Origin of the sequence: Stenotrophomonas sp. Y-13, assembly GCF_046267925.1 — a bacterium.
In the GTDB taxonomy this organism is placed as follows: domain Bacteria; phylum Pseudomonadota; class Gammaproteobacteria; order Xanthomonadales; family Xanthomonadaceae; genus Stenotrophomonas; species Stenotrophomonas acidaminiphila_A.
Map to the genome: position 1 here is coordinate 62,501 of NZ_CP176501.1, position 22,444 is coordinate 84,944.

Annotated in this window: 16 protein-coding genes, 2 rRNA genes and 1 pseudogene (1 of these 19 only partly in view); 9 read left to right on the forward strand and 10 right to left on the reverse strand. The window is 70.6% G+C overall.

Annotation, left to right across the window (positions count from 1 at the left end):
* Together ACJ7VY_RS00260 and rrf are read left to right on the forward strand one after the other, a co-directional pair.
* Positions 1-419: ribosomal RNA gene (locus ACJ7VY_RS00260) — 23S ribosomal RNA — on the forward strand (it extends 2,459 nt beyond the left edge of the window).
* A gap of 124 nt (positions 420-543) precedes the next feature.
* Positions 544-658: ribosomal RNA gene (gene rrf / locus ACJ7VY_RS00265) — 5S ribosomal RNA — on the forward strand.
* Positions 659-1,143: 485 nt separating this feature from the next.
* Here the strand turns inward: rrf and ACJ7VY_RS00270 are convergent.
* The 6 genes and pseudogenes from ACJ7VY_RS00270 to ACJ7VY_RS00295 all read right to left on the reverse strand — a co-directional run.
* Positions 1,144-1,308 (reverse strand): annotated as a pseudogene (locus ACJ7VY_RS00270) (beta-ketoacyl-ACP synthase I); the annotation flags it as partial.
* Between the two features lie 45 nt (positions 1,309-1,353).
* Complete coding sequence (locus ACJ7VY_RS00275; protein ID WP_409476773.1) at positions 1,354-2,274, reverse strand: methylglyoxal synthase; 921 nt, start codon at positions 2,272-2,274, stop codon at positions 1,354-1,356.
* A 309-nt stretch (positions 2,275-2,583) separates the two neighbouring features.
* Positions 2,584-4,029 (reverse strand): FAD-dependent oxidoreductase, encoded by a 1,446-nt coding sequence (locus ACJ7VY_RS00280; protein WP_161615563.1) that lies wholly within the window; start codon positions 4,027-4,029, stop codon positions 2,584-2,586.
* Positions 4,030-4,126: 97 nt separating this feature from the next.
* Positions 4,127-8,581 carry a glutamate synthase large subunit gene (gene gltB / locus ACJ7VY_RS00285; protein ID WP_409476105.1) on the reverse strand — a complete coding sequence of 1,485 codons (4,455 nt, stop codon included), beginning with the start codon at positions 8,579-8,581 and terminating at the stop codon, positions 4,127-4,129.
* 225 nt (positions 8,582-8,806) lie between these two features.
* The gene (locus ACJ7VY_RS00290) at positions 8,807-9,205 is read right to left on the reverse strand and encodes an I78 family peptidase inhibitor (protein ID WP_409476106.1); all 399 of its coding nucleotides are present in this window, start codon (positions 9,203-9,205) and stop codon (positions 8,807-8,809) included.
* 100 nt (positions 9,206-9,305) lie between these two features.
* A complete protein-coding gene (locus ACJ7VY_RS00295; protein WP_409476107.1) occupies positions 9,306-9,626 on the reverse strand; it encodes a hypothetical protein in 321 nt (106 codons plus the stop codon).
* A gap of 129 nt (positions 9,627-9,755) precedes the next feature.
* Between ACJ7VY_RS00295 and ACJ7VY_RS00300 the strand changes: the two genes are divergently transcribed.
* From ACJ7VY_RS00300 to ACJ7VY_RS00310, 3 genes are all read left to right on the forward strand, one after another.
* Complete coding sequence (locus ACJ7VY_RS00300) at positions 9,756-10,871, forward strand: saccharopine dehydrogenase family protein (protein ID WP_409476108.1); 1,116 nt, start codon at positions 9,756-9,758, stop codon at positions 10,869-10,871.
* A gap of 114 nt (positions 10,872-10,985) precedes the next feature.
* Entirely contained in the window at positions 10,986-11,372 is a 387-nt protein-coding gene (locus ACJ7VY_RS00305; RefSeq protein ID WP_104937634.1) for a BlaI/MecI/CopY family transcriptional regulator, read from the forward strand.
* Between the two features lie 2 nt (positions 11,373-11,374).
* Positions 11,375-13,195, forward strand: coding sequence for a M56 family metallopeptidase (locus ACJ7VY_RS00310; protein ID WP_409476109.1), 1,821 nt, complete (start codon positions 11,375-11,377; stop codon positions 13,193-13,195).
* Between the two features lie 165 nt (positions 13,196-13,360).
* On the opposite strand, the gene ACJ7VY_RS00315 is transcribed toward ACJ7VY_RS00310, so the two are convergent.
* Both ACJ7VY_RS00315 and ACJ7VY_RS00320 read right to left on the reverse strand, forming a co-directional pair.
* The gene (locus tag ACJ7VY_RS00315) at positions 13,361-14,476 is read right to left on the reverse strand and encodes a ribonuclease H-like domain-containing protein (protein ID WP_409476110.1); all 1,116 of its coding nucleotides are present in this window, start codon (positions 14,474-14,476) and stop codon (positions 13,361-13,363) included.
* On the reverse strand, positions 14,473-16,965 hold the full coding sequence (locus ACJ7VY_RS00320; protein WP_409476111.1) for a DEAD/DEAH box helicase: 2,493 nt from the start codon (positions 16,963-16,965) through the stop codon (positions 14,473-14,475). The genes ACJ7VY_RS00315 and ACJ7VY_RS00320 overlap by 4 nt, the downstream gene beginning before the upstream one ends.
* A gap of 190 nt (positions 16,966-17,155) precedes the next feature.
* On the opposite strand from ACJ7VY_RS00320, the gene ACJ7VY_RS00325 reads away from it, so the two are divergent.
* On the forward strand, positions 17,156-17,608 hold the full coding sequence (locus ACJ7VY_RS00325; RefSeq protein ID WP_409476774.1) for a hypothetical protein: 453 nt from the start codon (positions 17,156-17,158) through the stop codon (positions 17,606-17,608).
* Positions 17,609-17,789: 181 nt separating this feature from the next.
* A complete protein-coding gene (locus tag ACJ7VY_RS00330) occupies positions 17,790-18,755 on the forward strand; it encodes an AI-2E family transporter (protein WP_237723636.1) in 966 nt (321 codons plus the stop codon).
* 16 nt (positions 18,756-18,771) lie between these two features.
* Here the strand turns inward: ACJ7VY_RS00330 and ACJ7VY_RS00335 are convergent, their stop codons facing one another.
* Complete coding sequence (locus ACJ7VY_RS00335; RefSeq protein ID WP_409476112.1) at positions 18,772-19,803, reverse strand: DUF3667 domain-containing protein; 1,032 nt, start codon at positions 19,801-19,803, stop codon at positions 18,772-18,774.
* A 322-nt stretch (positions 19,804-20,125) separates the two neighbouring features.
* Entirely contained in the window at positions 20,126-20,578 is a 453-nt protein-coding gene (locus ACJ7VY_RS00340; RefSeq protein ID WP_409476113.1) for a nuclear transport factor 2 family protein, read from the reverse strand.
* Positions 20,579-20,720: 142 nt separating this feature from the next.
* Between ACJ7VY_RS00340 and tmk the strand changes: the two genes are divergently transcribed.
* Both tmk and rlmF read left to right on the forward strand, forming a co-directional pair.
* The gene (gene tmk / locus ACJ7VY_RS00345; protein WP_409476114.1) at positions 20,721-21,398 is read left to right on the forward strand and encodes a dTMP kinase; all 678 of its coding nucleotides are present in this window, start codon (positions 20,721-20,723) and stop codon (positions 21,396-21,398) included.
* Between the two features lie 51 nt (positions 21,399-21,449).
* The gene (gene rlmF, locus ACJ7VY_RS00350; RefSeq protein ID WP_409476115.1) at positions 21,450-22,391 is read left to right on the forward strand and encodes a 23S rRNA (adenine(1618)-N(6))-methyltransferase RlmF; all 942 of its coding nucleotides are present in this window, start codon (positions 21,450-21,452) and stop codon (positions 22,389-22,391) included.
* Positions 22,392-22,444: the final 53 nt, after the last annotated feature.

The window sequence follows — 22,444 nt, forward strand, 5'->3', positions numbered from 1 at the left end:
GGCGGTGTTTGGCACCTCGATGTCGGCTCATCACATCCTGGGGCTGTAGTCGGTCCCAAGGGTATGGCTGTTCGCCATTTAAAGTGGTACGCGAGCTGGGTTCAGAACGTCGTGAGACAGTTCGGTCCCTATCTGCCATGGGCGTTGGAAGTTTGAGAGGGGCTGCTCCTAGTACGAGAGGACCGGAGTGGACGAACCTCTGGTGTTCCGGTTGTCACGCCAGTGGCATTGCCGGGTAGCTATGTTCGGAAGCGATAACCGCTGAAAGCATCTAAGCGGGAAGCGCGCCTCAAGATGAGACTTCCCGGGGCACAAGCCCCCTGAAGGAACCATGTAGACTACGTGGTTGATAGGTCAGGTGTGTAAGCGCGGCAACGCGTTGAGCTAACTGATACTAATGATCCGTGTGGCTTGACCATATAACCTCAAGTTGCCTTGGCCGACATGACATGTCGATAGACCCAAGTGCACGCTACGTCACAAGACCTACGAGAGGCTGGCGCTTTATCCTGCTCCAACGGATAGCGACCCTCCAACCCTCTCCCTGGTGAAATTAGCGCTGTGGAACCACCCGATCCCATCCCGAACTCGGAAGTGAAACGCAGCTGCGCCGATGGTAGTGTGGCTCAAGCCATGCGAGAGTAGGTCATCGCCAGGGGCTTTACCCCCAAACCCCCGCTGCTCACGCAGCGGGGGTTTGCTTTTGTGCGACATCCAAACCCGGCTGTCGCATGGACCAGAACGGCGCCTGACGGCGCCGTTGTCGTTTTCCACCCCTCAAATCAGCGTTGCTGCGGGCGTTGCCCGGCGGTAAACCGCCCTGCGCGTGGCAAGGTTGGGTGCGGTGATGCATACCGCCTCGTCGTCGTCACCGCACGCTCCAGCAGCTGTATGCCTGCCTCTCGCTCACGCGCCACGTGCGAGCCCTCGGATCTGCAGGAGTGCACTGCGACGGCCGCCCTGCAGGCGCGGGACAGACAGAAAGGCCAGCAGCCACGCGGGCCTGGCTGCTGCACCGGAGCCGATCCGCCCAGGCGAAGGCGTGGAGCAGGTGCAGCCTCAAGCTGATCGGCGCCCACCGCACATACGACAACGGCGCCAAAAGGCGCCGTTGTTTCCAGCACTGCTGCCAGAACGCGAAGATCACACCCGCCCGAACACCAGCGTCGCGTTCGTACCCCCAAAACCAAAACGGTTCGACATCACCCTCTCCAATCGCGCCTCCTGCGTCGAACGCAGGATCGGAAAGCCCTCCGCACGCGGGGCCAGCGTGGTGAGGGTCGCTGAGCCGGATCTGAAGCCGTCGCGCCAGCAGGACGCCGTAACTCCGATGCAGGTCGGTGTATCCGGTGCCTATACGGCGCCGCCGGATGCTTCACTATGGCTGGTTAGTGGTGCAGCGCGTATGCCGCCGCGTTGCCGTGCGGCCACCGCCCAGCGCGCGGCGATGTTGGGCGCGGTGATACACACCGCCCTGTCCGTCACCGTCGTCACCGCCCGCTCCAGCAACTGGATGTCAGCCTCGTGCTGGCGCGCGACATGCGGGTCCTCGAAGAAGATCGCGCGTTGGCAGCGGCCCTCCAGCACACGGTCGGCGATCTGCGCATCCCCTCCCAGGGGACCACTCTGGAAACGCTGGATCCACGCCTGGTCGCGGGGCCAGCCGCGGCTCCAGGCCAGCTCGTTCAGGCGTTGCCCGGTGGTGCCGGTACCGATGCGCTGGCCGAACCGCGACAGCACGTCGAAGTGCTCGGCGGCGAACGCCAGCATCTGCGGCTTGCGGGCGTCGTGCGCGATCAGTGCCAGCGTCTGGTTGCCCAGGTCGTGGAGATCGTCGGCGCCGGGGTCGGCGGGCAGGCCTGCATGGATACGCTCCATCTCGACCCAGTCGCGGGCGCTGGCCACCGTGGAGATGAAGGGCTTGCCGTGGATGACGCACTGTCGCTTCAGCGCGATGGCCTCGGGGAACACCGATGACGGATCCACCGGATCGATCAGATAGATCGCGCCGTCCAGGGTACGTGCGGGCGTGCCCATGCCCACGATCTCGGCGACCAGCTTCATCAGTCCGCCGTCGCGGCCGTTCGGGTAGCGTGCCAGGCCGGGCAGGCTGCCGGGGGGCAGGGCACCGGCGATGGCGTCATGGGTGCGGCCGACGGCATGCAGTTCGACGCCGAGCTCGCGGATGCCGCCGGCGCTGGCCCGGAGCCAGCGGAACAGGGCGGCGTCGGCGCGTTCGTGGTGCAGGCGGTTGGCGGCCAGGCCGATGCGCATGGAGATCTCGCTGGAGTGGGAACGCACTGAGTTTACGTGCTGGAGAGGGCCGGACCCGCGGCAGGGGCACGCAGCCGCAGTCGTCCGCTGCATGCCGCCGCGCTTAGGTGATGCGCGCCCGCGTGCCCGCGCACCGGGCGATGCGCTCGGGCGCGGGCACCGTCCACCCAGCTGACCACCGGGCGCTTTCCGGTACCCGCGAGGCACCCGGTCCGCGCCGCGCACAATGCGCGCCTCATCCGTCCCGGTCGGGACCGGACGAACGGGCAACGTCGTGGCATCCGGACCTGCGGCCGTGCAACGCACGACTCAGTGCAGCAGCAGCCGGATGATGCTGGCCGCGGCATCGCGCCCTTCGGCGACGGCCGTCACCACCAGGTCGGCACCGCGGACCGCATCGCCACCGGCGAACAGGCGTGGATTGTGGGTCTGGTAGGGCAGTCGGCCGGCGCCGCCGGTGACGATGCGGCCGCTGCCGGTCGCCTCCACCCCCTGCGAAGCCAGCCAGCCGGGCAGGGTGGCGGAGAAACCGAAGGCGATGATCACCACGTCGGCTTCGAGCAGTGATTCGCTGCCTTCGATCGGTTCGGCATTGCGGCGGCCGTTGGCATCGGGCTCGCCCAGCCGCGTTTCCACCACGGTCACGCCGATCACCTCGTCGTCGGCGCCGGCCTCGATCGCCAGCGGCTGGCGGTTGAACAGGAAGCGCACGCCCTCTTCGCGGGCATTGGCCACCTCGCGCGCGGAGCCGGGCATGTTGGCCTCGTCGCGGCGATAGGCGCAGGTCACCCGCGCCGCGCCCAGGCGGACCGCGCTGCGCACGCAGTCCATGCCGGTGTCGCCGCCGCCAAGCACCACCACCCGCTTGCCGTTGAGGTCCGGCAGCGTGATCTGGTCTTCCCAGCCGGCGATCGGGCGCCCCTGCGGATCGCCGCCGCCGACGATGCGCCCGTTCTGCACCAGGAACGGCAGCGCCGGCAGCACGTTCTTCAGGTCCTGGCCCACCAGTCCGCCGTCGGTATAGCGGTAGGCGCCGGTACCCAGGAACACCGCGTCGTAGTCCGCCTGCAACTGTTCGATGGTGGTGTCGCGGCCGATCTCCACGCCCAGCCGGAACTGCACGCCCATGCCCTCGAGGATCTCGCGACGGCGCGCGATCACGCGCTTCTCGAGCTTGAAACTGGGAATGCCGAACTGCAGCAGGCCGCCGATCTGTTCGTAGCGGTCGAATACCACGGCCTGGATGCCGGCGCGCGCCAGGCGATCGGCGCAGGCCAGCCCGGCCGGGCCGGCACCGACGATGGCGACCCGCCTGCCGCTGGGCTGCACCGCCTGCAGGTCCGGCTTCCAGCCGCTGGCCAGCGCGGTATCGACGATGTACTTCTCGACCGCGCCGATGGTCACCGCGCCGAATTCCTCCAGCGTGCAGCTGCCTTCGCACAGGCGGTCCTGCGGGCAAACCCGGCCGCACACCTCGGGCAGCGGATTGGTCGAATGGCACAGCGTCGCCGCCTCGTGGATGCGGTCTTCCTGCACCAGCTGCAGCCACTGCGGGATGGCGTTGTGCACCGGGCACTTCCAGCTGCAGTACGGGTTGCCGCAGTCCAGGCAACGGCCGGCCTGGTGCTGCGCATCGGCCTTGTCGAACCTGCCGTAGAGCTCGCCCCAGTCGCCGGACGTACGCAGTTCCACCGGAATGCGCCGCGGCATGGTGCGGGGGAGGTCGAGGAACTGGAAAGCTTGCTTGCGGCTCATGGGCAACTCGTGAAGTGGGGGCGGGGGCGGAGCGGGGATGCCGTTGCGGCATCCCCGCCGCGGTCCCTTTGCGTGCGCGGGAAAGGGACTCCTGGCGTCATGCGGCGTTGCGTAGCGCGGCCGCCAGCGATTCGATGCTCGCGGCCTTGGGTTTGACCAGCCAGAACTTGCCGACGTAGTCGCGGAACTCGTCCAGGATCTGCTGTGCCCAGATGCTGCCGGTCAGCTCGCGGTGACGGCCGATCAGGGCGTGCAGGTGCTGGCGGTAGTTCTCGAAGCCTTCGGCCGAGATGCGGTGGATGTCGATCAGCTCGTGGTTGTAGCGGTCAACGAAATCGCGGTCCACGTCCAGCACGTAGGCCAGCCCGCCGGTGAACCCGGCACCGAAGTTCAGCCCGACCTTGCCGAGCACGACGACGATGCCATCGGTCATGTATTCGCAGCAGTGGTCGCCGGCACCCTCGATCACCGCCAGCGCGCCGGAGTTGCGCACGCCGAAGCGCTCGCCGGCCCGGCCGGCGGCGAACAGCTCGCCGCCGGTGGCGCCATACAGGCAGGTGTTGCCGACGATGGCGGTATTGCGCGCCTCGAAGCGCGCGCCGCGCGGCGGCCGCACCACCAGCCGGCCGCCGGCCATGCCCTTGCCGACGTAGTCGTTGGCCTCGCCCTCGACTTCCAGGTTCAGCCCGCCGACGTTGAACGCGCCAAAGCTCTGCCCGGCAGTGCCGCGGAAGCGCAGGTTCAGCGGCGCGTCCTCCATGCCGTGGTTGCCGTGCGCGCGGGCGACGGCACCGGCAAGGCGCGTGCCCACCGAACGGTCGGTGTTGTGGATCAGGAAGCGGTGTTCGCCGCCGCGCTTGTGCGCGATCGCCCCGGCCAGCAGCCCGTCCATCTGCGTGGCCAGGCTGTCCGGCGACTGGTACAGGCGCTGCGCCGCACAGTGCGAGCCTTCGTAGCGGGCCGGCGCCAGCAGCCGCGAGAGGTCGACCTTGACCCCTTCGCGCGGCGCCACGTCCAGCTGCTCCAGCAGGTCGGTGCGGCCGACGATCTCATCCAGCGAGCGCGCGCCCAGGTACGACAGCCACTGCCGCACTTCCTCGGCCAGCAGCCGGAAGAAGTTCTCCACCCGCTCGGGCAGGCCGGTGAAATGGCCCTCGCGCAGGCGCTCGTCCTGGGTGGCCACGCCGGTGGCGCAGTTGTTGAGGTGGCAGATGCGCAGGTACTTGCAGCCCAGCACGATCATCGGGCCGGTGCCGAAGCCGAAGCTGTCCGCGCCCAGCAGCGCGGCCTTGACCACGTCCAGCCCGGTCTTCAGGCCGCCGTCGGTCTGCAGCAGGGTGCGGCCACGCAGGTCGTTGCCCACAAGTGCCTGGTGCGATTCGGCCACGCCCAGTTCCCATGGCACGCCGGCGTAGCGGATCGAGCTGATCGGCGAGGCGCCGGTGCCGCCATCGTGGCCGGATACGGTGATCAGGTCGGCGCCGGCCTTGACCACGCCGGCGGCGATGGTGCCGACCCCGGCATGCGATACCAGCTTCACCGATACCAGCGCGTCGGGGTTGACCTGCTTGAGGTCGTAGATCAGCTGCGCCAGGTCCTCGATCGAATAGATGTCGTGGTGCGGCGGCGGCGAGATCAGGCCGATGCCCGGCTTTGCATACCGCAGCCGCGCGATCAGCTCGTTGACCTTGTGGCCGGGCAGCTGGCCGCCCTCGCCGGGCTTGGCGCCCTGCGCCACCTTGATCTGCAGCACCTCGGCGTTGACCAGGTACTCGGCGGTGACGCCGAAGCGGCCGGAGGCCACCTGCTTGATCTTGGAGCGCTTCTCGGTGCCGTAGCGCGCCGGGTCTTCGCCGCCCTCGCCGGAGTTGGAACGGCCGCCGAGGCGGTTCATGGCGATGGCCAGCGCCTCATGCGCTTCCGGCGACAACGCGCCGAGCGAGATGGCGGCGGTGTCGAACCGCTTGAACAGTGCTTCGGCCGGTTCCACTTCGGCCAGCGGCACCGGCGTGGCCGCCGGCTTGAGCTGCAGCAGGTCGCGCAGCGCCGACACCGGACGCCCATGCACCGCCTCGGTGTAGCGGCGCCAGTCCTCGGCGTTGCCGGTGCGCGCGGCGCGCTGCAGGGTCAGCACCACGTCCGGGTTGTACATGTGGTACTCGCCGTCGTGCACGTACTTGAGCAGCCCGCCGACTTCGGCCGGGGCCAGCGCGTTCCAGGCACGCGCGGCGAGTTCGCGGGCTTCGGCATCCAGCCGCGCCAGGCCGACGCCACCGATGCGCGCGGTGGCATCGGGGAAGCACAGCCGCACCACGTCCGGGTCCAGCCCGACGATCTCGAACAGCTGCGCGCCGCGGTAGCTGGCCACGGTGCAGATGCCCATCTTGGAGATGATCTTGCTCAGGCCCTTGTAAATGCCCTTGCGGTAACTGCGGCCGATCTGCGAGACCTCGCCGCCCTTCTTCAGCAGCAGGATGCCGCGCCGGCCCATGTCGAACAGGGTCTGGTAGGCCAGGTACGGGTACACCGCGGTGGCGCCGAAGCCCAGCAGGCACGCCATGTGGTGCGCGTCGCGCGCGGTGCCGGTTTCGATGATCAGGTTGACGTCGCAGCGCAGGCCCCGCTGCGACAGGTGGTGGTGCACCGCGCTGGTGGCCAGCAGCGCATGCACCATCGGCCGTTCCGGCACCGGGTAGCGGTCGGACAGCAGCAGCATCACCGCGCCGTCGCGGGCGGCCTGCTCGCATTGCGCGCAGATGCGCGCGATGCCGGCGGCCAGGCCTTCCTCGACGCTGTAGGACAGGTCGATCAGGCGGTTGCGTTCGACGTACTGCTCCATCTTCAGCAACTGCCGCAGCTTGCGCTGGCTCAGTACCGGCGAGTTGAGGATGACGTGGTTCACCGTCTCCGGCCCGGCATGGAAGATGTTGGTCTCCCTGCCCAGCTGGGTGGTCAGCGACATCGCGCAGTCTTCGCGCAGCGGATCGATCGGCGGATTGGTGACCTGCGCGAACGCCTGGCGGAAGTAGTCGTACAGCGGCCGGGTGTGGCGGCTGAGCACGGCGATGGGGGTGTCGTCGCCCATCGAGCCGGTGGCTTCCTGCCCGGTCTCGGCCAGTGGCCGCAGCACCTGCTCCACTTCCTCGGCGGTGAGCTGGAACAGCTTGTGGTAGCTGCGCAGGGTGGCTTCGTCGAACGGCTCCTCGGCGAGCGAGGGGTCGATCAGTTCGGTCTGCAGGTAGGTCACGCCCTGGTGCAGCCATTGCTTGTACGGGGCGCGCGCGCGGTTGATGCGGTCGATGGCGTCGGAGTCGAGCAGGTCGCCGCGCTTGAGGTCGATGGCCATCATCTGCCCCGGCCCCAGCTTGCCCTTCTGTACCACGCGCTCGGTGGGCACTTCCCACACCCCGGCCTCGGACGCCACCAGGAAGTGGCGGTCGGCGGTCAGCATCCAGCGCGCCGGGCGCAGGCCGTTGCGGTCCAGCGTGCACGCCGCGTAGCGTCCATCGCAGGCGACGATCCCGGCCGGGCCGTCCCATGGCTCGCTGTTCAGGCCGTAGAACTCGTAGAACGCGGCGAGGTCGGCGTCCTTGAACTCCAGCGACTGGGTCGCCGGCGGCACCAGGATGCGCAGCGCCTGGATCAGCTCCATGCCGCCGGCCACCAGCAGTTCGAGCATGTTGTCCATGCTCTGCGAATCAGAGCCGTGCATCGAGATCACCGGGTCGAACTCGGCGATGTCGAACCTGGGGGTCTTCCATACCCGGCTGCGCGCCTGCGCCCAGTGGCGGTTGCCCTCGATGGTGTTGATCTCGCCGTTGTGGGCGAGCAGGCGGAACGGGTGCGCCAGCGGCCAGCGCGGCATCGTGTTGGTGGAAAAGCGCTGGTGGAACACCACCACGCTGGCGGCCAGTTCGTGGCGCTGCAGGTCCGGGTAGAACGTGCTCAGCTTGTCCGGCAGCACCATGCCCTTGTAGCTGATGGCGTCGGCGCTGAGCGTGGTGACGTAGTAATCGGCGACATCGCGCAGGGCCTGTTCGCTGCGGCGTCGCGCCAGGAACAGCGCCAGCGCGAACTGCGTGGCGTCCTGCCCCGGATCGGGATCGACGAACACCTGCTCGATTCCCGGCAGGGTGTCGCGCGCCAGCTCGCCACAGACGCTGGCATCAATGGGTACCTCGCGCCAGCCGCGCGGATGGCAGCCGGCCGCGCGCAGCTGCGCGTCCAGCTCCCCGCGACAGCGCTGCGCGGCCGCGGGGTCGTGCGGCAGGAACACCACGCCGGCGGCGAAGTTCGGCCCGAGCGCGATGCCCGCTTCCTCCGCCAGCCGCCGCAGGAACACGGTGGGCTTGCGCAGCAGCAGGCCGCAGCCATCGCCGGTGAGGCCATCGGCGGCGACGCCGCCGCGGTGGGTCATGCGCGAGAGCGCGGCGATCGCGGTGTCGACGAGGAGCCGGGAAGGCTGGTCGTCCAGCTGCGCGACCATGCCGAAACCACAGGCGTCGCGTTCGTCTTGCGGGTCGTAGAGCCCCTGGCGAGTGCGGAGGGTCATCTGGGCCTCGTGGTGCGCGGGTGGGCGGCGACACCTCACCCTCGTCCACCGCGGCACCCCATGCACGGCCGTGTTGCTGTCGCGTGCACGGCATGCCCGTCACTGGAGCGCAGCGTTGAGGCCACCGGATGCGCTCGACTAGAACACAGATGCTGCGGTGCCGCAACGCATGGTTGCGGCAGCAACCAAACCCTTGCGCCGCAAGGCTTTGCGGCGTGTTCCGGGTCAGCCGCAGCGGACCCCGGTGACCACGTCCTTGTCATCCACTTCGATGTTCAGGCGCTCGCCCAGGAACTCCATGGTGACCGGCTGGTTGGGCTTTAGCAGGCGCAGCTTGGCGGCCCCGGCGTCCTGTCGTGCCTGCTCGGCCAGCGCCTCGGTGTAAGCCTGCCCGACCAGGCCTTCGACCTGGCTGGCATCGCAGCTGCCCACCGGCGGCGGCGTGGTGGCGACGCCCTGGTCCGGGGTGGCGGCGGCATCGGCGGCCTGCTTGGCCTGGTCCAGCGCCTGCTCCTGTTCTTCCGGGGCCGGGCCCTTGCACGCACCCAGCGCGAGCACGAGCGACAGGGCGGCGATCAGGGCGGTGGGGCGGCGCACGGCGCGCGGCATCGTCGGGATTCGCATCGGAACTCCAGTGCTGATGAAGGACACCGAAGCATATCGCCTGGTTCCAGGCCTGTACCGTCGCAGCGCGTCATCCCGCCTGCATGCGCAGGCGCCGCGTTCAACCGCAGCGCAGCGCGGTGATGGCGTTGCCGCGACCGACCTCGATGGTGAGGCGGTCGCCCCCGGACGTGGCGCTGGCCGGGGTCGTCGGCAGCCGCATGCCACCGCGCACCGTCTGCACCTGCAGGCTGTCGCTGTCCACCCGCGCGCGCTCTACCGTCGCGGGCGAGGCAGCCAGCCCGGCCGCGCCGAGCACCATGTCGGTGTGGCATTGGCCGGAGATGACCCCGTCGATGGGCTGGATGCCGGCGACCGGGGCGCTGCTGCAGGCGGCGGCGGACAGCACGACGGTGCCGGCGAGGATCAGGCTGCGGTACATGGCGGACTCCATGGCGGGGCGGAGTGCCGAGCCTGCCGCCGCCGCCGTGTGCGGGCGATGAAAGCCGGCCGCGACGGCCACGGCGATGCCCATCGATAATGCGTGCATCGCCGCATGCGGAGTGGATCGATGTCGCAACAGGAAGGCTGCCGGGTCGTGGTGCTCGGCGGGTACGGGCATTTCGGCGCGCGCATCGTGCGCGTGCTGGCGGCGACCCCGGGCATCACCGTCATCGCCGCCGGGCGCCACCCGCAGCGCGCGTCGGCCAACCTGCCCGGGGTGGAGATGGCGCCGGTGCAGTGCCGGCGGCTGGATACGGCCGCGGCGACGTTCGCCGATGACCTGCGCGCGACCGGCGCCGACCTGGTCATCCACACCGCCGGACCGTTCCAGGGGCAGGACTACGGGGTCGCGCGTGCGTGCCTGGAGGCGGGCATGCATTACATCGACCTGGCCGACGGCCGCGATTTCGTCCGCGATTTTCCCGCGCAGCTCGATGCCGTGGCGCGCCGGCACGGACGCAGCGCGATCAGCGGCGCCAGCACCCTGCCGGCCCTGTCCGGCGCGGTGGTCGATGCGCTGCGCGGGCGCTTGGACGTACTGCAGTCCATCGACATCGTGATCGCGCCGGCGCAGGCCACGCCGCTGGGCATGGCCACGGTGCGCGCGGTGCTGTCGTACTGCGGGCAGTCGTTCCGCTGCTGGATCGACGGGCGCTGGCAGCCGGTCGTCGGCTGGGCCGACCCGCAGCCGGTCACGTTCGCGCGCATCGCACCGCGGCTGGCCTCGCCCTGCGACGTGCCCGATCACGACCTGCTGGTGCAGCGCCATCCAGGCGTGTCGACGGTGCGCTTCCGTGCCGCGCTGGAACTGCCGCTGCTGTCGCGCTGCCTGGCGGCCCTGGCCTGGCTGCGGCACCGTGGCGTGCCGCTGCCGATGGCGGCGCTGGCCGGTGCGTTCGCCCGCGCCGGGCGCTGCTTCGATCGTTTCGGCACCGACCTGGGCGGCATGCGCGTGACCCTGCGCGGGCAGCGCGGCGGCGTCGCCCATCGGGTGCACTGGGACCTCACCGCACCGATGCTGCACGGGCCGGAGATCCCCACCTTCGCCGCGGTGCTGCTGGCGCGGCGCCTGGCGCGTGGCGAACCGCTGCCGGTCGGTGCGCAGGCGTGCCTGGGCCTGCTGGACCTGCCGGAGTTCGAAGCCGAATTCGCCCGCTGGCAGATCGACAGCCAGGTGTCCTGAGCGGCCCCGCAACCTGAAGCATTCAGCCCGACACCGGGCGGTATGCCTTCCGGGCTATTGACTACATTTGTAGTCATGACTACCGTGGCGACAAATGTAGTCACGGAGTCGACCATGCGCCGCAAGACCATCGGGGACCAGGAGCTGGCCCTGCTGCAGTACATCGGGGAAAACGAACCGGCCAGCGTCGGCGAAGTCGCCGCCGGCTTCGGCGAGGCGCGCGGCCTGGCCCGCTCCACCGTGCTGACCATGATGGAGCGGCTGCGCGGCAAGGGCTACCTGCAGCGCGCGCAGGACCAGGGCGTGTACCGCTACCGCTCCACCGCGCAACAGCAGGAGGTGGTTAGCAGCGCGGTCGGCAGCTTCGTCGAAAAGACCCTGCAGGGCTCGATCTCGCCGTTCGTGGCGTGGATGTCGGAGAAGGCCGAGGTCAGCGACAACGAACTGGCCGAACTCGAAGCGCTGGTCAGCAGGCTGCAATCGCAGCGCCGGGAGGATTGATCATGGACAGCCTGTTCGAACTGCTGGGCAATCGCCTGCTCGCCACCAGCGTGCAGACCGTCGTGCTCACCGCGCTGGTGTGGGTGTTGTGCCGCTGCGTGCGGCGACTGCCGGCGGCAACCCAGTGCGGGTTGTGGTGGCTGGTGGCGTTGCAGGCGGTGGTCGGCCTGGTCTGGAGCGCGCCGTTGCAGCTGCCGGTGCTGCCGGCGCTGGACACCACCGTCGACGTGGTGCAACAGGCCGCCGCCGCGCAGCCGCAGGCCACTGCCGAACCGTTGATCGTGATGCAGCCACTGCCGCTGGAAAGCGGCTGGTCGTGGTTGCACGTGGTGATGGCGCTGTGGCTGGCCGGGGTACTGGTGATGGCGCTGCGTACCGCCTCGGCCTGGCGCGCCAGCCGCGCCCTGCTGCGCACGGCACGGCCCAGCGACGACCGCCGCCTGGATGCCGCGTTGCAGCTGGCGGCCGAAGCCCACGGCCTGCGCCGCGCGCCGCGGCTGATGCTCAGCGCGGCCATCGATTCGCCGCAGCTGGTCGGCCCCTGGCGGCCGGTGCTGCTGCTGCCGGCGCGTGGCCTGCCGCGCATGGGCGACGACGACCTGGACATGGCCCTGACCCACGAGCTGGTGCACCTGCAGCGCCATGACCTGTGGCTGGGGCTGGTGCCGGCGCTGGCCCAGCACCTGTTCTTCTTCCACCCGCTGGTGCACCTGGCGGCCCGCGAGTACGCGATCGCCCGCGAGGCGGCGGTCGATGCCGCGGTGGTCGCCGGCAACCGCCATTGCCGCCAGCACTACGGACGCCTGCTGCTGCAGCTGGGCGTCAGCCCCCGGCCCGGCGCCGGCCTCGCCAGCGCCTCGCCCACCTACCTGAGCCTCAAGCGGAGACTGCTCATGCTGCAGAACACCTCGTCCTTCCCGCGCCTGGGCGCGGGCCTGATCGTCGCCGCGGTGGCGCTGGTCGGCGTGCTGCCGATGCGCCTGGTGGCCATGCCGGCACCGCCGTCCCCGCCGTCCCCGCCGCCGGTGCCCGCGGCCCCCGCGGTACCGGCCGTGCCAAGCCCGCCTGCCGTGCCCAAAGGCGACCATTCGGTGGTGCACACCGTGATCAGGGCCAAGGGCACCGCGCCGGCGCTGCCCGCGCCGCCGCCGCCGGCCGCCCCCAAGGCTCCGCCGGCACCGCCCGCGCCGCCGGTGTCGACGCATGGCGTGATCCATCTTTCGCAGAGCCCGAGCAGCAACGGCTACGTGCTGTTGAAAGACGAGCACAGCGTGATGAACGGCTCGATGGCCGATCTGGAGCAGGCGCGCCGGCTGGACGACGGCAACGGCGTGCTGCTGCTGCGTCGCGATGGCCGCGCCTACGTGGTGCGCGATGCCGGGGTGCTGTCGCGGTTCGAGCAGGCCTTCGCCGAAACCACGCGGCTGGGCGAGCAGCAGGGCCGCCTTGGCGAGCGCCAGGGCAAGCTGGGCGAACGCCAGGGCGAGATCGGCGGGCGCATGGGTGACATTGGCGCCCGCATCGGCGAGCTGGCCGCGCGCCAGGCGGAACTGGCGTTGGCCGCGCACGGCGGGGACGCCACGACGAGCCGCGAACAGGCCGAAGCCGCCCGCCGCGAGGCCGAGAAACTGCGCGCGCAGATCGACACCCCGGCCATGCGCGAGGAGATGCGTGAACTGGCGCGCCGGCAGGCGGAACTGGGCAGGCAGCAGGCCGAGCTGGGCCGCCAGCAGGCCGCCGCCAGCGTGCGTGCCCAGCGCGAGGCCGAGCGCCTGATCGAGCAGGCGATCCGCGACGGTCTGGCGCAGCCGGTCCGCGGGTGAGGAGCCCTCGCCGGCGCGGGTCGGCGCCGGCATTGCAACGTGAAGGCGGGGCAAGCCCCGCCTCTACGGGGCCTGGCATTGCAATGCGAAGGAGGGCGGGCCCCGCCTCCACGTCGCGTAGGTGCCGGGCTTGCCCGGCAACGCCCTGCAGGGCATGCCCCGCCTCTATGGGGCCAGCGAGGATGCCCGCTCGTCGGCCTCGGCCTGCACCAGGCGCAGGAACAACTGCGCCAGCGTCACCACGTCCTGGTGGTTGTGTTCGCCGACGCGGCGCAGGTTGCGCGCGCTGCCGCCGCGCAGATAGTCCAGCCAGGCGGCCGGTGCCTCGGAACCGGGCAGGTCGTCCTCGCGCTGGATGCGCAGCAACTGCCGCTCGATGGTCGCCAGCCGGCAGTTCTCCCACGTGCCGCGGTAGCGGCGCCGGGTCGGGAACAGCAGGTCGACGTGGTCCAGCGCGGAAAGCGGGTCGCCGCGCCGCGCCAGCCGGTAGCGCGTCTTCAGCAGCGGCGCGTCGTAGCAGCGGCCGTTGTAGCTGGACAGCACCGTGGTCGGCGCCAGCCAGCTGGCGAACACCTCCAGCATCGCGCTCTCGGCGCCCATCGTGGACATCAGCAGCTGGCGCACGCGCAGCCCTTCGCCGCGCGCCGCATCGCAATGCCAGTCGGCGGCGCCGATCATGAAAGCGCGGGTGCCGGTGCCGCCGGCCAGGCCGGTAGTCTCGGTGTCGAAGAACAGCAGGTCCTGCGGCCGCACGGTGTCGTCCGGGCGCCTGCTGAACGCCAGTGACAGCGGCTGCGCCGGAACCGGCTGCGGCAGGAAGGCCTCGACCAGATGCAGGCCGGGCGCGATCTCGGTGCCTGGAAGCGCGCGGTCGACCGGGCCGTTGCGTGGCAGGCGCGGCGCCGTGGCCACCACGCGCCCGCGCGTGGCCAGCAGGCGGCGCAGGCCATCGCTGTCGGGCGTGCGCGCTGGCACGGCCGCGGGCTTGTGCCGGATCTGCTCGACCCACCCGAACACCGAGTCACCGCGTGGTGGCGATGCTGGCCTCGGCGCGGCGTCATGGCGTTGCGGAAGCGGCGCCTGCGGCCACGCCGCGGGCGCTTCCGGCGCCGGTGCGGCGCACGGCGCAGGCGCAGGCATTGCCGGGGGCGGCGGCCGGGCCGGTTCCGTGGCCGATGGCGCGGGGCCCGGCAGCGCCGCCGCAGGCGCGGCGGCAACGGCGGCATCGGCATGCCCGGCCTGCCTGCGCAGCGCCTTGAGCTTGTCCAGGCTGACGCTCATGGCAGCAGGTCGAGCGCCTCGTCCACGGCGTCGGCCGTGACCGCCGGCACCTGCGCGCAGCGCTCGGCCGACAGCAGCGACAGCACCTTCAACGCCAGCGAGCGCGGTGCTTCGCCCTGGCCCTGTTCCTGCGCGGCCAGCACCGGGCCGACGCAGGCAGGGCAGCCGGCACTGCAGTCGCAGCGCTCCACCAGCTCGAGCGCGCGCTGCACCAGTTCGGCCTGGCGCTGCCACAGCGGCTCGCTCAGGCCCACGCCGCCGGGGAAGTTGTCGTACAGGTAAACGGTGGGCACGAAGCTCTGCATCAGCTCCACCGCGCCGTCGCCGCTCTCGTTGCCGCGCAGCTGGCCGCGGCCGCTCTGGTCGGCCACCGCGAACCACGCGCCGTCGCCATTGCCCACCGCCTTCTGCAGGTCGCGCGCGTCGGCCATCACCGCCACGGTGGCGACGATGTGCAGCGCGTACGCCGCGCCGAGGAAGCCGTCGAGCGCGTCCTGCTTCTGCGCGAAGCTGCGCAGCAGGGTGGCCTGCGGCAGCTGCCACCACACCGCGGTGGTGTGCAGCTCCTGGTCGGGCAGGTTGACCGGGCCATAGCCGATGTTCTCGTGCGTGTAGTAGCGGATCTTCTTGTAGCCGGCCACGCGCCGCACCACGTGCACCTCGCCGTGGTGCGAATCGCCGCGTCCGGCGGCATTGCCGTCGAAGCGGTCCAGCACCTTGAGCTTGGTGAAGTCGATGCTGTCGGTGTAGTAGTCCACGTGGGTGCGGGTGACGTAGGCCTTGCGCCCGTCCCAGTCCAGCCGCTCGACCTGGTAGGGCGTGCTCTGCACCATGTGGATGGCGCCTTCGTACAGGGTCAGCGCGGCGGCGGAATAGTCCACCTCGGCGATGATCTGCTGCTTGCCGTCGCTGCGGTCCACCACCACGAAGTTGCCATCGGCCACCGCGCGCAGGCTCACCGCGTTGGCCGGGTAGCTGTCGGCGATCCATTCCCAGCGTTCGCCTTCCTGGTGCACCACGCCGGTTTCGGCCAGCGCCTGCAGGAACACCAGCGGGTCGACCGGGCCGAACGGCTCCCCGCTCAGGAACGGCAACTCGAACGCCGCGCAGCGGATGTGGTCGAACAGGATCAGCGGCTGGTCCGGGGCGATGCGCGCGTGCTCGGGGGTGGCGTTGGCGAAGAAGTCCGGGTGCCGCACCACGTACTGGTCCAGCGGCTGGCTGCTGGCCACCATCACCCCGAGCGCGGCCTGCTGGCGGCGGCCGGCGCGGCCGAAGCGCTGCCACGTCGCCGCCACGCTGCCGGGGTAGCCGTTGAGCACCACCACGTCGAGCGCGCCGATGTCCACGCCCAGCTCCAGCGCCGAGGTGCTGACGATGCCGTCGATGCTGCCGGCGCGCATGGCCCGCTCCACCTCGCGGCGCTCGGTGGGCAGGTAGCCGCCGCGGTAGGCGCGGATCCGCGCCGGCTTGCGCGGGTCGTTGTCGAAGATGTCCTTCAGGTACTTGGTCAGCACCTCCACCATCAGCCGGGTCTGCGCGAACACCAGCGTCTTGAGCCCGCTCTTGATCGCGATGCGGGCGATGCGGTTGGCCTGCGAGCGCGCCGAGGCGCGCAGGCCCAGGTCCGGGTTGATCACCGGCGGGTTCCACAGCAGCACGTGCTTGGGGCCGCTGGGTGCGCCGCTCTCGGTGATCGCATGCACCTGTTCTTCCACCAGCGCCTCGGCATGCGCATGCGGGTTGCCGATGGTGGCCGAGCACAGGATGAACTGCGGGTGCACGCCGTAGAACGCGCAGATGCGCTTGAGCCGGCGGATCACGTTGGTGACGTGGCTGCCGAACACGCCGCGGTAGGTGTGGATCTCGTCGATCACCACGTAGCGCAGGTTCTCGAAGAACTGCGCCCACTTGGTGTGGTGCGGCAGGATCGCCTGGTGCAGCATGTCCGGGTTGCTGACCACGATGTCGCCGTGCAGGCGGATCGCCTGGCGCGCGTCGCCGGGCGTATCGCCGTCGAAGGTGAAGGCCTTCACGCCGAGGTCGCCGGCGCGGTTGAGCTCCAGCAGCTCGGCCACCTGGTCCTGGGCCAGCGCCTTGGTCGGGAACAGGTACAGCGCCTTGGCGTTGCCCTGCATCGCCGCGCTCACCACCGGCAGCGTGTAGCACAGCGACTTGCCCGACGCGGTCGGGGTGACGACGGCCACGTGCTCGCCGCGCTGGGTGGCGTTCCAGGCGTCGGCCTGGTGCGAGTACAGCTGTTCGATGCCGCGCGCCCGGAGCGCGGCCTGCAGCGCCTCGGGGACGTCGTCGGGGATCGGCGCATGGCTGCCTTCGCGGCCCGGGATCGTGAAGCTGCCGGTGACGCGGTCGCGGTAGCGCCGTGCCAGCCGCTGGCCAAGCAGCGCGCCGTCGCGCGAGGGCAGGCCGTCGGTGGTGGCCAGCGCCCGTTCGCTGGCTTCGGTGCGGGGAGCGAGGGAGAACGCCATGCCGGTAGTGCCGATCCAAAGACGGCATGGAAGCACGGCGCCGTCTCAGCCTGTGAGACCCATGCAGGCTGAACGCCCGGCACGCCGCCAACGCAATCTGAAGGTGGCGCCCGTATGCTGCCTGCTTCGGCAACCGGCAGGGACAGGAACGGTGGCAAGGCCTCGAAGATACGCAATGGTGTTGGCGGGGATGGTGCTGGTGGGCGCGGCGCAGGCGCAACAGGCGTCGCCAGCGGCCGTGGATCCGGTGCCCGCGGCGGACCCCGCGGCCGACCCTGCGGCGGCGTCCACGGACGCGGTGAGGACGCTGGAGGAAGTGCGCGCGCTCAAGCCCGAGGACGACACGCCGCTGGACCTGTACCGCTTCCGCAACCCGGTGAAGGTCGAGCCCAACCGCTTCAGCCGTTCATGGAGCGAACCGCCCACGCCCGAGCAGGTCAGCCAAAGCGGCGGTTACCTGCTGATGGGCATCAGCTACGGCCTGATGGCCGCCGCCAAGGGCCTGCACAAGCTGACCGGCGGCCGCGACCAGATCCAGTCGGCCATCGCCCGCCCACCGCCGGAGCTGAGCGAGGACCAGCGCCGCCGCGCGGCGCGCTTCTGTGCGCAGCAGGAGGGTTGCCAGGCCCCGCCCGGCGACTGAGCGCCGGCCCCGGGCGGCGGCCTTTCCCGCCCGCGCCCGCGCCTGCCGGGAAGCGCCGCATCGGCACGGTTGGCGGCAGCGTGATCGCCTACCATGGCGCATCTTCGACGGGCCTGCCGCAGTGACCGACCTCCTCCCCCTGAAGCCAGCGACGCCGCCGGCGCGCATCGCCGCCTGGGTGCTGATGCTGCTGGGCATGTGGGCGGTGCTGGAACTGGGCTTGGTGGTCACCCTGCTGTCCGGCCTGCTGGTGTTCCACCTCAGCCACGTGCTGGCTTCGACCGTGGAGGGCCGGCTGCCGCCGGGCCGGGCGCGGGCGATGGCGGTGGCCGTGCTGTCGGTGGCGGTGATCGGCCTGCTGGGCCTGGCGATCATCGCGGTGGTGTCGTTCTTCCGCAACGAAACCGGCGGGCCGGACGCGCTGCTGGCGCAGCTGATGGAAATCCTCAATACCTCGCGCCACCAGGTGCCGCCGCTGCTGCAGCCGTATATCCCCGAGGACATGCAGGCGCTGCGCGCCGGGGTGAACGAATGGGTGGCCGAGCACCGCCGCCAGCTCGGCGTCGCCGGCACCTCGGCGGTGCAGATCGGCGTGCGGGTGCTGATCGGCATGGTGCTGGGCGCGATGATCGCGCTGTACGACGAATTGCCGCTGCCACGCATGGGGCCGCTGGCGCGGGAACTGGTCGGCCGTACCAGCCACCTGGCCACCGCGTTCCGCCAGGTGGTGTTCGCCCAGCTCAAGATCTCGCTGCTCAACACCCTGTTCACCGCGATCTTCCTGCTGGGCGTGCTGCCGCTGCTGGGCGTGCACCTGCCGCTGGCCAAGACCCTGGTGCTGATCACCTTCCTCGCCGGCCTGCTGCCGGTGGTGGGCAACGTGATCTCCAACACCGTGATCACCATCGTCGCGCTGTCGGTGTCGTTCTACGTCGCGGTGGCCGCGCTGCTGTTCCTGGTGGTGATCCACAAGCTGGAGTACTTCCTCAACGCCCGCATCGTCGGCGGCGAGATCCGCGCCCATGCCTGGGAACTGCTGCTGGCGATGCTGGTGATGGAAGCGGCGTTCGGCCTGTCCGGGCTGGTCGCCGCGCCGGTGTTCTACGCCTACGTCAAGCGCGAGCTGGTGGCCCAGGGCTGGGTGTGAGCCCGCGTCCGGCCGCTCAGGACGACACCCCGGCCAGCGCCGCGTACGTCACTCCCAGGATCACCAGCCAGAAGTAGATGCCGCCGATGAACACGTAGCGCGCCAGCGTCGCCCACCCGCGGCCGCCGTACACGCGCTGCTGCATCCACAGCAGGTAGACGGGAACCGACAGCCACAGCACCACGTGGATGCCATCACCGATGGCGTTCACCACGCGGTTGCCGATGGCGCCGGTGACGCCGATCGTCAGGAACGTGGCCAGCAGCACCAGCATCAGCCAGGCATGGCTGTACAGCGCCACCACCAGGTGTTCGAGGTAGCCGATGCGGCGGCCCAGGTAGGCCACGCGCAGCACCAGCGCGAACACCGGCATCAGGAAGAACAGCGCGCCGGGCAGGGCGGTGAGGAAGGCCTGCACGTACAGGTCGGTCTTGCCGCCCATGCGTTCCACGTTGGCCTTGCCGTTGGCCAGGCGCTGGTTGAGCCAGTGGTTGAAGAATGCCGGCATGCCCTGTACCACCACCGGATTGGTCTGCGGATCCCAGGGTCTGCCGTTGATGTCGGAGTCGAACACGGTAGCCTCCTGGCGCCCGGTGGCCTGGCCCGCCGCCTGCGCCGCGCGCGTCATCGCCGAGGCCACGTTGTCCGGCGCGGGCGCCGGCTGCCCGCGCAGTTCGGAGGTGCGCCGTGCAGCGGCGGTGTTCAGCGCGGCCATGGCCACCGTGAATGCCGGCGTGGCCGCGGGCGAAGCCGCCAGCTGGCGCTCGATCCCGGCCTGCTGCGCCGCGCGTATCGCCTCCACTTCCTGCACGGTCTGCGCGTTGGCGAACAGCGTGTTGTCGCCGCCGTTCAGGGTCATGTCGTCGACATGCAGGGTCAGCTTGCCGACGAAGAACGTGAACAGGGTCAGGATCACGAACAGCCGCAGCGGCTGCACGTAGCCCACGCGCTGGCCGCGGAGGTAGTTGAGCGCGACCCGGCCTGGCACCAGCAGGTCGCGCAGCGTGCGGAAGATGCGCCCGTCCAGGTGCCAGAACGACTCGAACACTTCCTCGATGGCGTGGCCAAGATGCTTGAGCGGGTTGTGCGAGGACTGCCCGCAGGCATGGCAGTAATGGCCATGCAGCGCGGTGCTGCAGTTCTCGCAGGCGCCATGCGCATGCGGGGCTTAATCAACGGCAGCGTGTTGCTCGGCAACGGGCAAAGCGTCGGTCTGGCTCATGTGGCTGAAGGCGGCTCACGGAAGCCGCATACGATAGCGGTGTTTGCTGGCGTCGTTCAGCATTGATTTATGCGCCGTGCGCCGAACTGCGGCGCCCGACCTCGTCTGGACGAGAGAAGAGGCCGGGCGTTGGACGGAGCGGGCCGCCTCAGCTGCGCGGTCGCGGCTTGCGGTGCCAGAGCGCGTTGACGATCACCCAGCGGCCGTCGAAGCGGCCCATCTGCAGGTGGTCGATGAACCACGGGCTTTCCAGCCGCACCGTGGCGATGTCCTCGTCCACCTGCAGCACGCTCACCGTGCGCTGCCACTGTTCGCGCGGGGTCTTCAACGCGCCTTCGCGGGTAAGGCGGACCAGTTCGTCCGCGCTCATCCGGCCCAGCCCGAGGGTTTCGTCGGGCCTGTCCACGAGGTTGCGCTTGGCCAGGTCCGGGTGCAGCGCACGCGCCACCCGCGCCGGGTCGCCCTCCAGCTGTCCGTCCATGTAGTCGTAGGCGGTGGCCTCGATGGCCCGCAGGGTGGCGGCGTCCGGCGGTGCCGCGCTGGCGCCGCCGGCGACCCACAGCATTCCCAGCAACAGAAAGCGCATCGTGGCTGGCGGCATGGCCGGCTCCTTCCCAGGTCGCGGCAGTGTGGCGGCCGTCGCGGCGCGCGGCATGGGCCGATGGTCACTGGCCCGCGGCGGGGTGGCCGGCGGCGGCACGTCAAGGGTGGGTGCGCCGGACCGCTTGGGCTACAGTAGCGCGATGACGAAAGAGCACATTCCCGGCGGCCTGTTGATCGCCATCGAGGGCATCGACGGTGCCGGCAAGTCCACGCTGGCGCGGGGGCTGGCCGAGGCGCTGGAGCAGGCCGGCGCCGAGGTGGTGCTGAGCAAGGAGCCGACCAACGGGCCGTGGGGCACGCAGCTGCGGGCCTCGGCGGCGACCGGCCGGCTGAGTCCGCAGGAAGAGGTGGAGCTACTGCTGCGCGACCGCCGCCAGCACGTCGAGGAACTGGTGGTGCCGGCGCTGGCGCGCGGTGCGGTGGTGATCCTCGACCGCTACTTCCCGTCGATGGTGGCCTACCAGGGCGCCGCCGGGCTGCCGGTGGACGAACTGCTGCAGCTCAACGCCTTCGCGCCGCGGCCGCACCTGCTGCTGCTGCTGGACCTGCCGCCGGCCACCGGGCTGGCGCGCATCCACGCCCGCGGCGACGTGCCCAACCATTTCGAGACGGCGCAGAATCTGGAGCGTTGCCGGGCGATCTTCCAGCAGCTGGAGTTGCCCGGCAAGCAGGTGATCGACGCCAGCCAGAACGAAGCCGAAGTGTTGCGCGACGCGTGTGCGGCCATCGCCGCCGCGCTGGCCGCACGCGCCGATGGGCAGGGCGGACCGCTGCGGCGCTTCCAGGCGCAGGACCCGGCGCCGGCCACCGGCCACTGACCTCCCACCTCCGCGATGCCGACGCCTCCGCCCCCGGCGAAGCGGCGCCCCGTGCCGGCGGCCGCGGGCCCGCATCCGCGCAACCGCCACCAGGGCCGTTACGACATGGCACGGCTGCTGGCGGCCAACCCGGCGCTGCGCGCGTACCTGCGACGCACCCCGGACGGCGGGCAGAGCATCGATTTCAGCGATCCGCTGGCGGTACGCGAACTCAACCGCGCGCTGCTGGCCAGCGACTACGGCATCGGCCACTGGGATATCCCCGCCGGCTACCTGTGCCCGCCGGTACCGGGCCGCGCGGATTACCTGCACGGCTTGGCCGACCTGCTGGCCGCCGACGCCGGTGGCACGATCCCGCGCGGGCCCGGGGTGCGCGTGCTCGATATCGGCGTGGGCGCCAACTGCATCTATCCGCTGCTCGGCCAGGCCGAGTACGGCTGGTCGTTCGTCGGCAGCGACATCGATCCCGTCGCCCTGCGCTCGGCCGCCGCCAACGTCCAGGGCAACGGGCTCGACCGGCTGATCGAACTGCGCCTGCAGCACGCGCGCGGCAGCCTGTTCGCCGGTGTGGTGCAGGCGCAGGACCGCTTTCACCTGACCCTGTGCAATCCGCCCTTCCACGCCTCGGCCAGGGAGGCCGCGCAGGGCAGCCAGCGCAAGCTGCGCAATCTTGGCGGCGGCAAGCCCGCGCCGCGCGGCAGGCCGCCGCTGTTGAACTTCGGCGGTCAGGCCAACGAGCTGTGGTGCACCGGCGGCGAGGCCTCGTTCCTGCGGCGGATGATCCGCGAGAGCGTGGCCGTACAGGCCCAGGTGCTGTGGTTCAGCTCGCTGGTCGCCAAGCGTGAGCACCTGGCCGACCTGCACCGGCAACTGTCCCGCGCCGGCGCGCTCGAGGTGCGTGAAGTGGCGATGGCGCAGGGCAGCAAGCAGAGCCGGTTCGTCGCCTGGACCTTCCACGCCGCCGCGCGCCGGGCCGGGTGGCCGGCGCGGTAACCGCCGCCATTGGAACATCGGCCGCCGTCGGGCCATGATGCGGCCGGGGAACA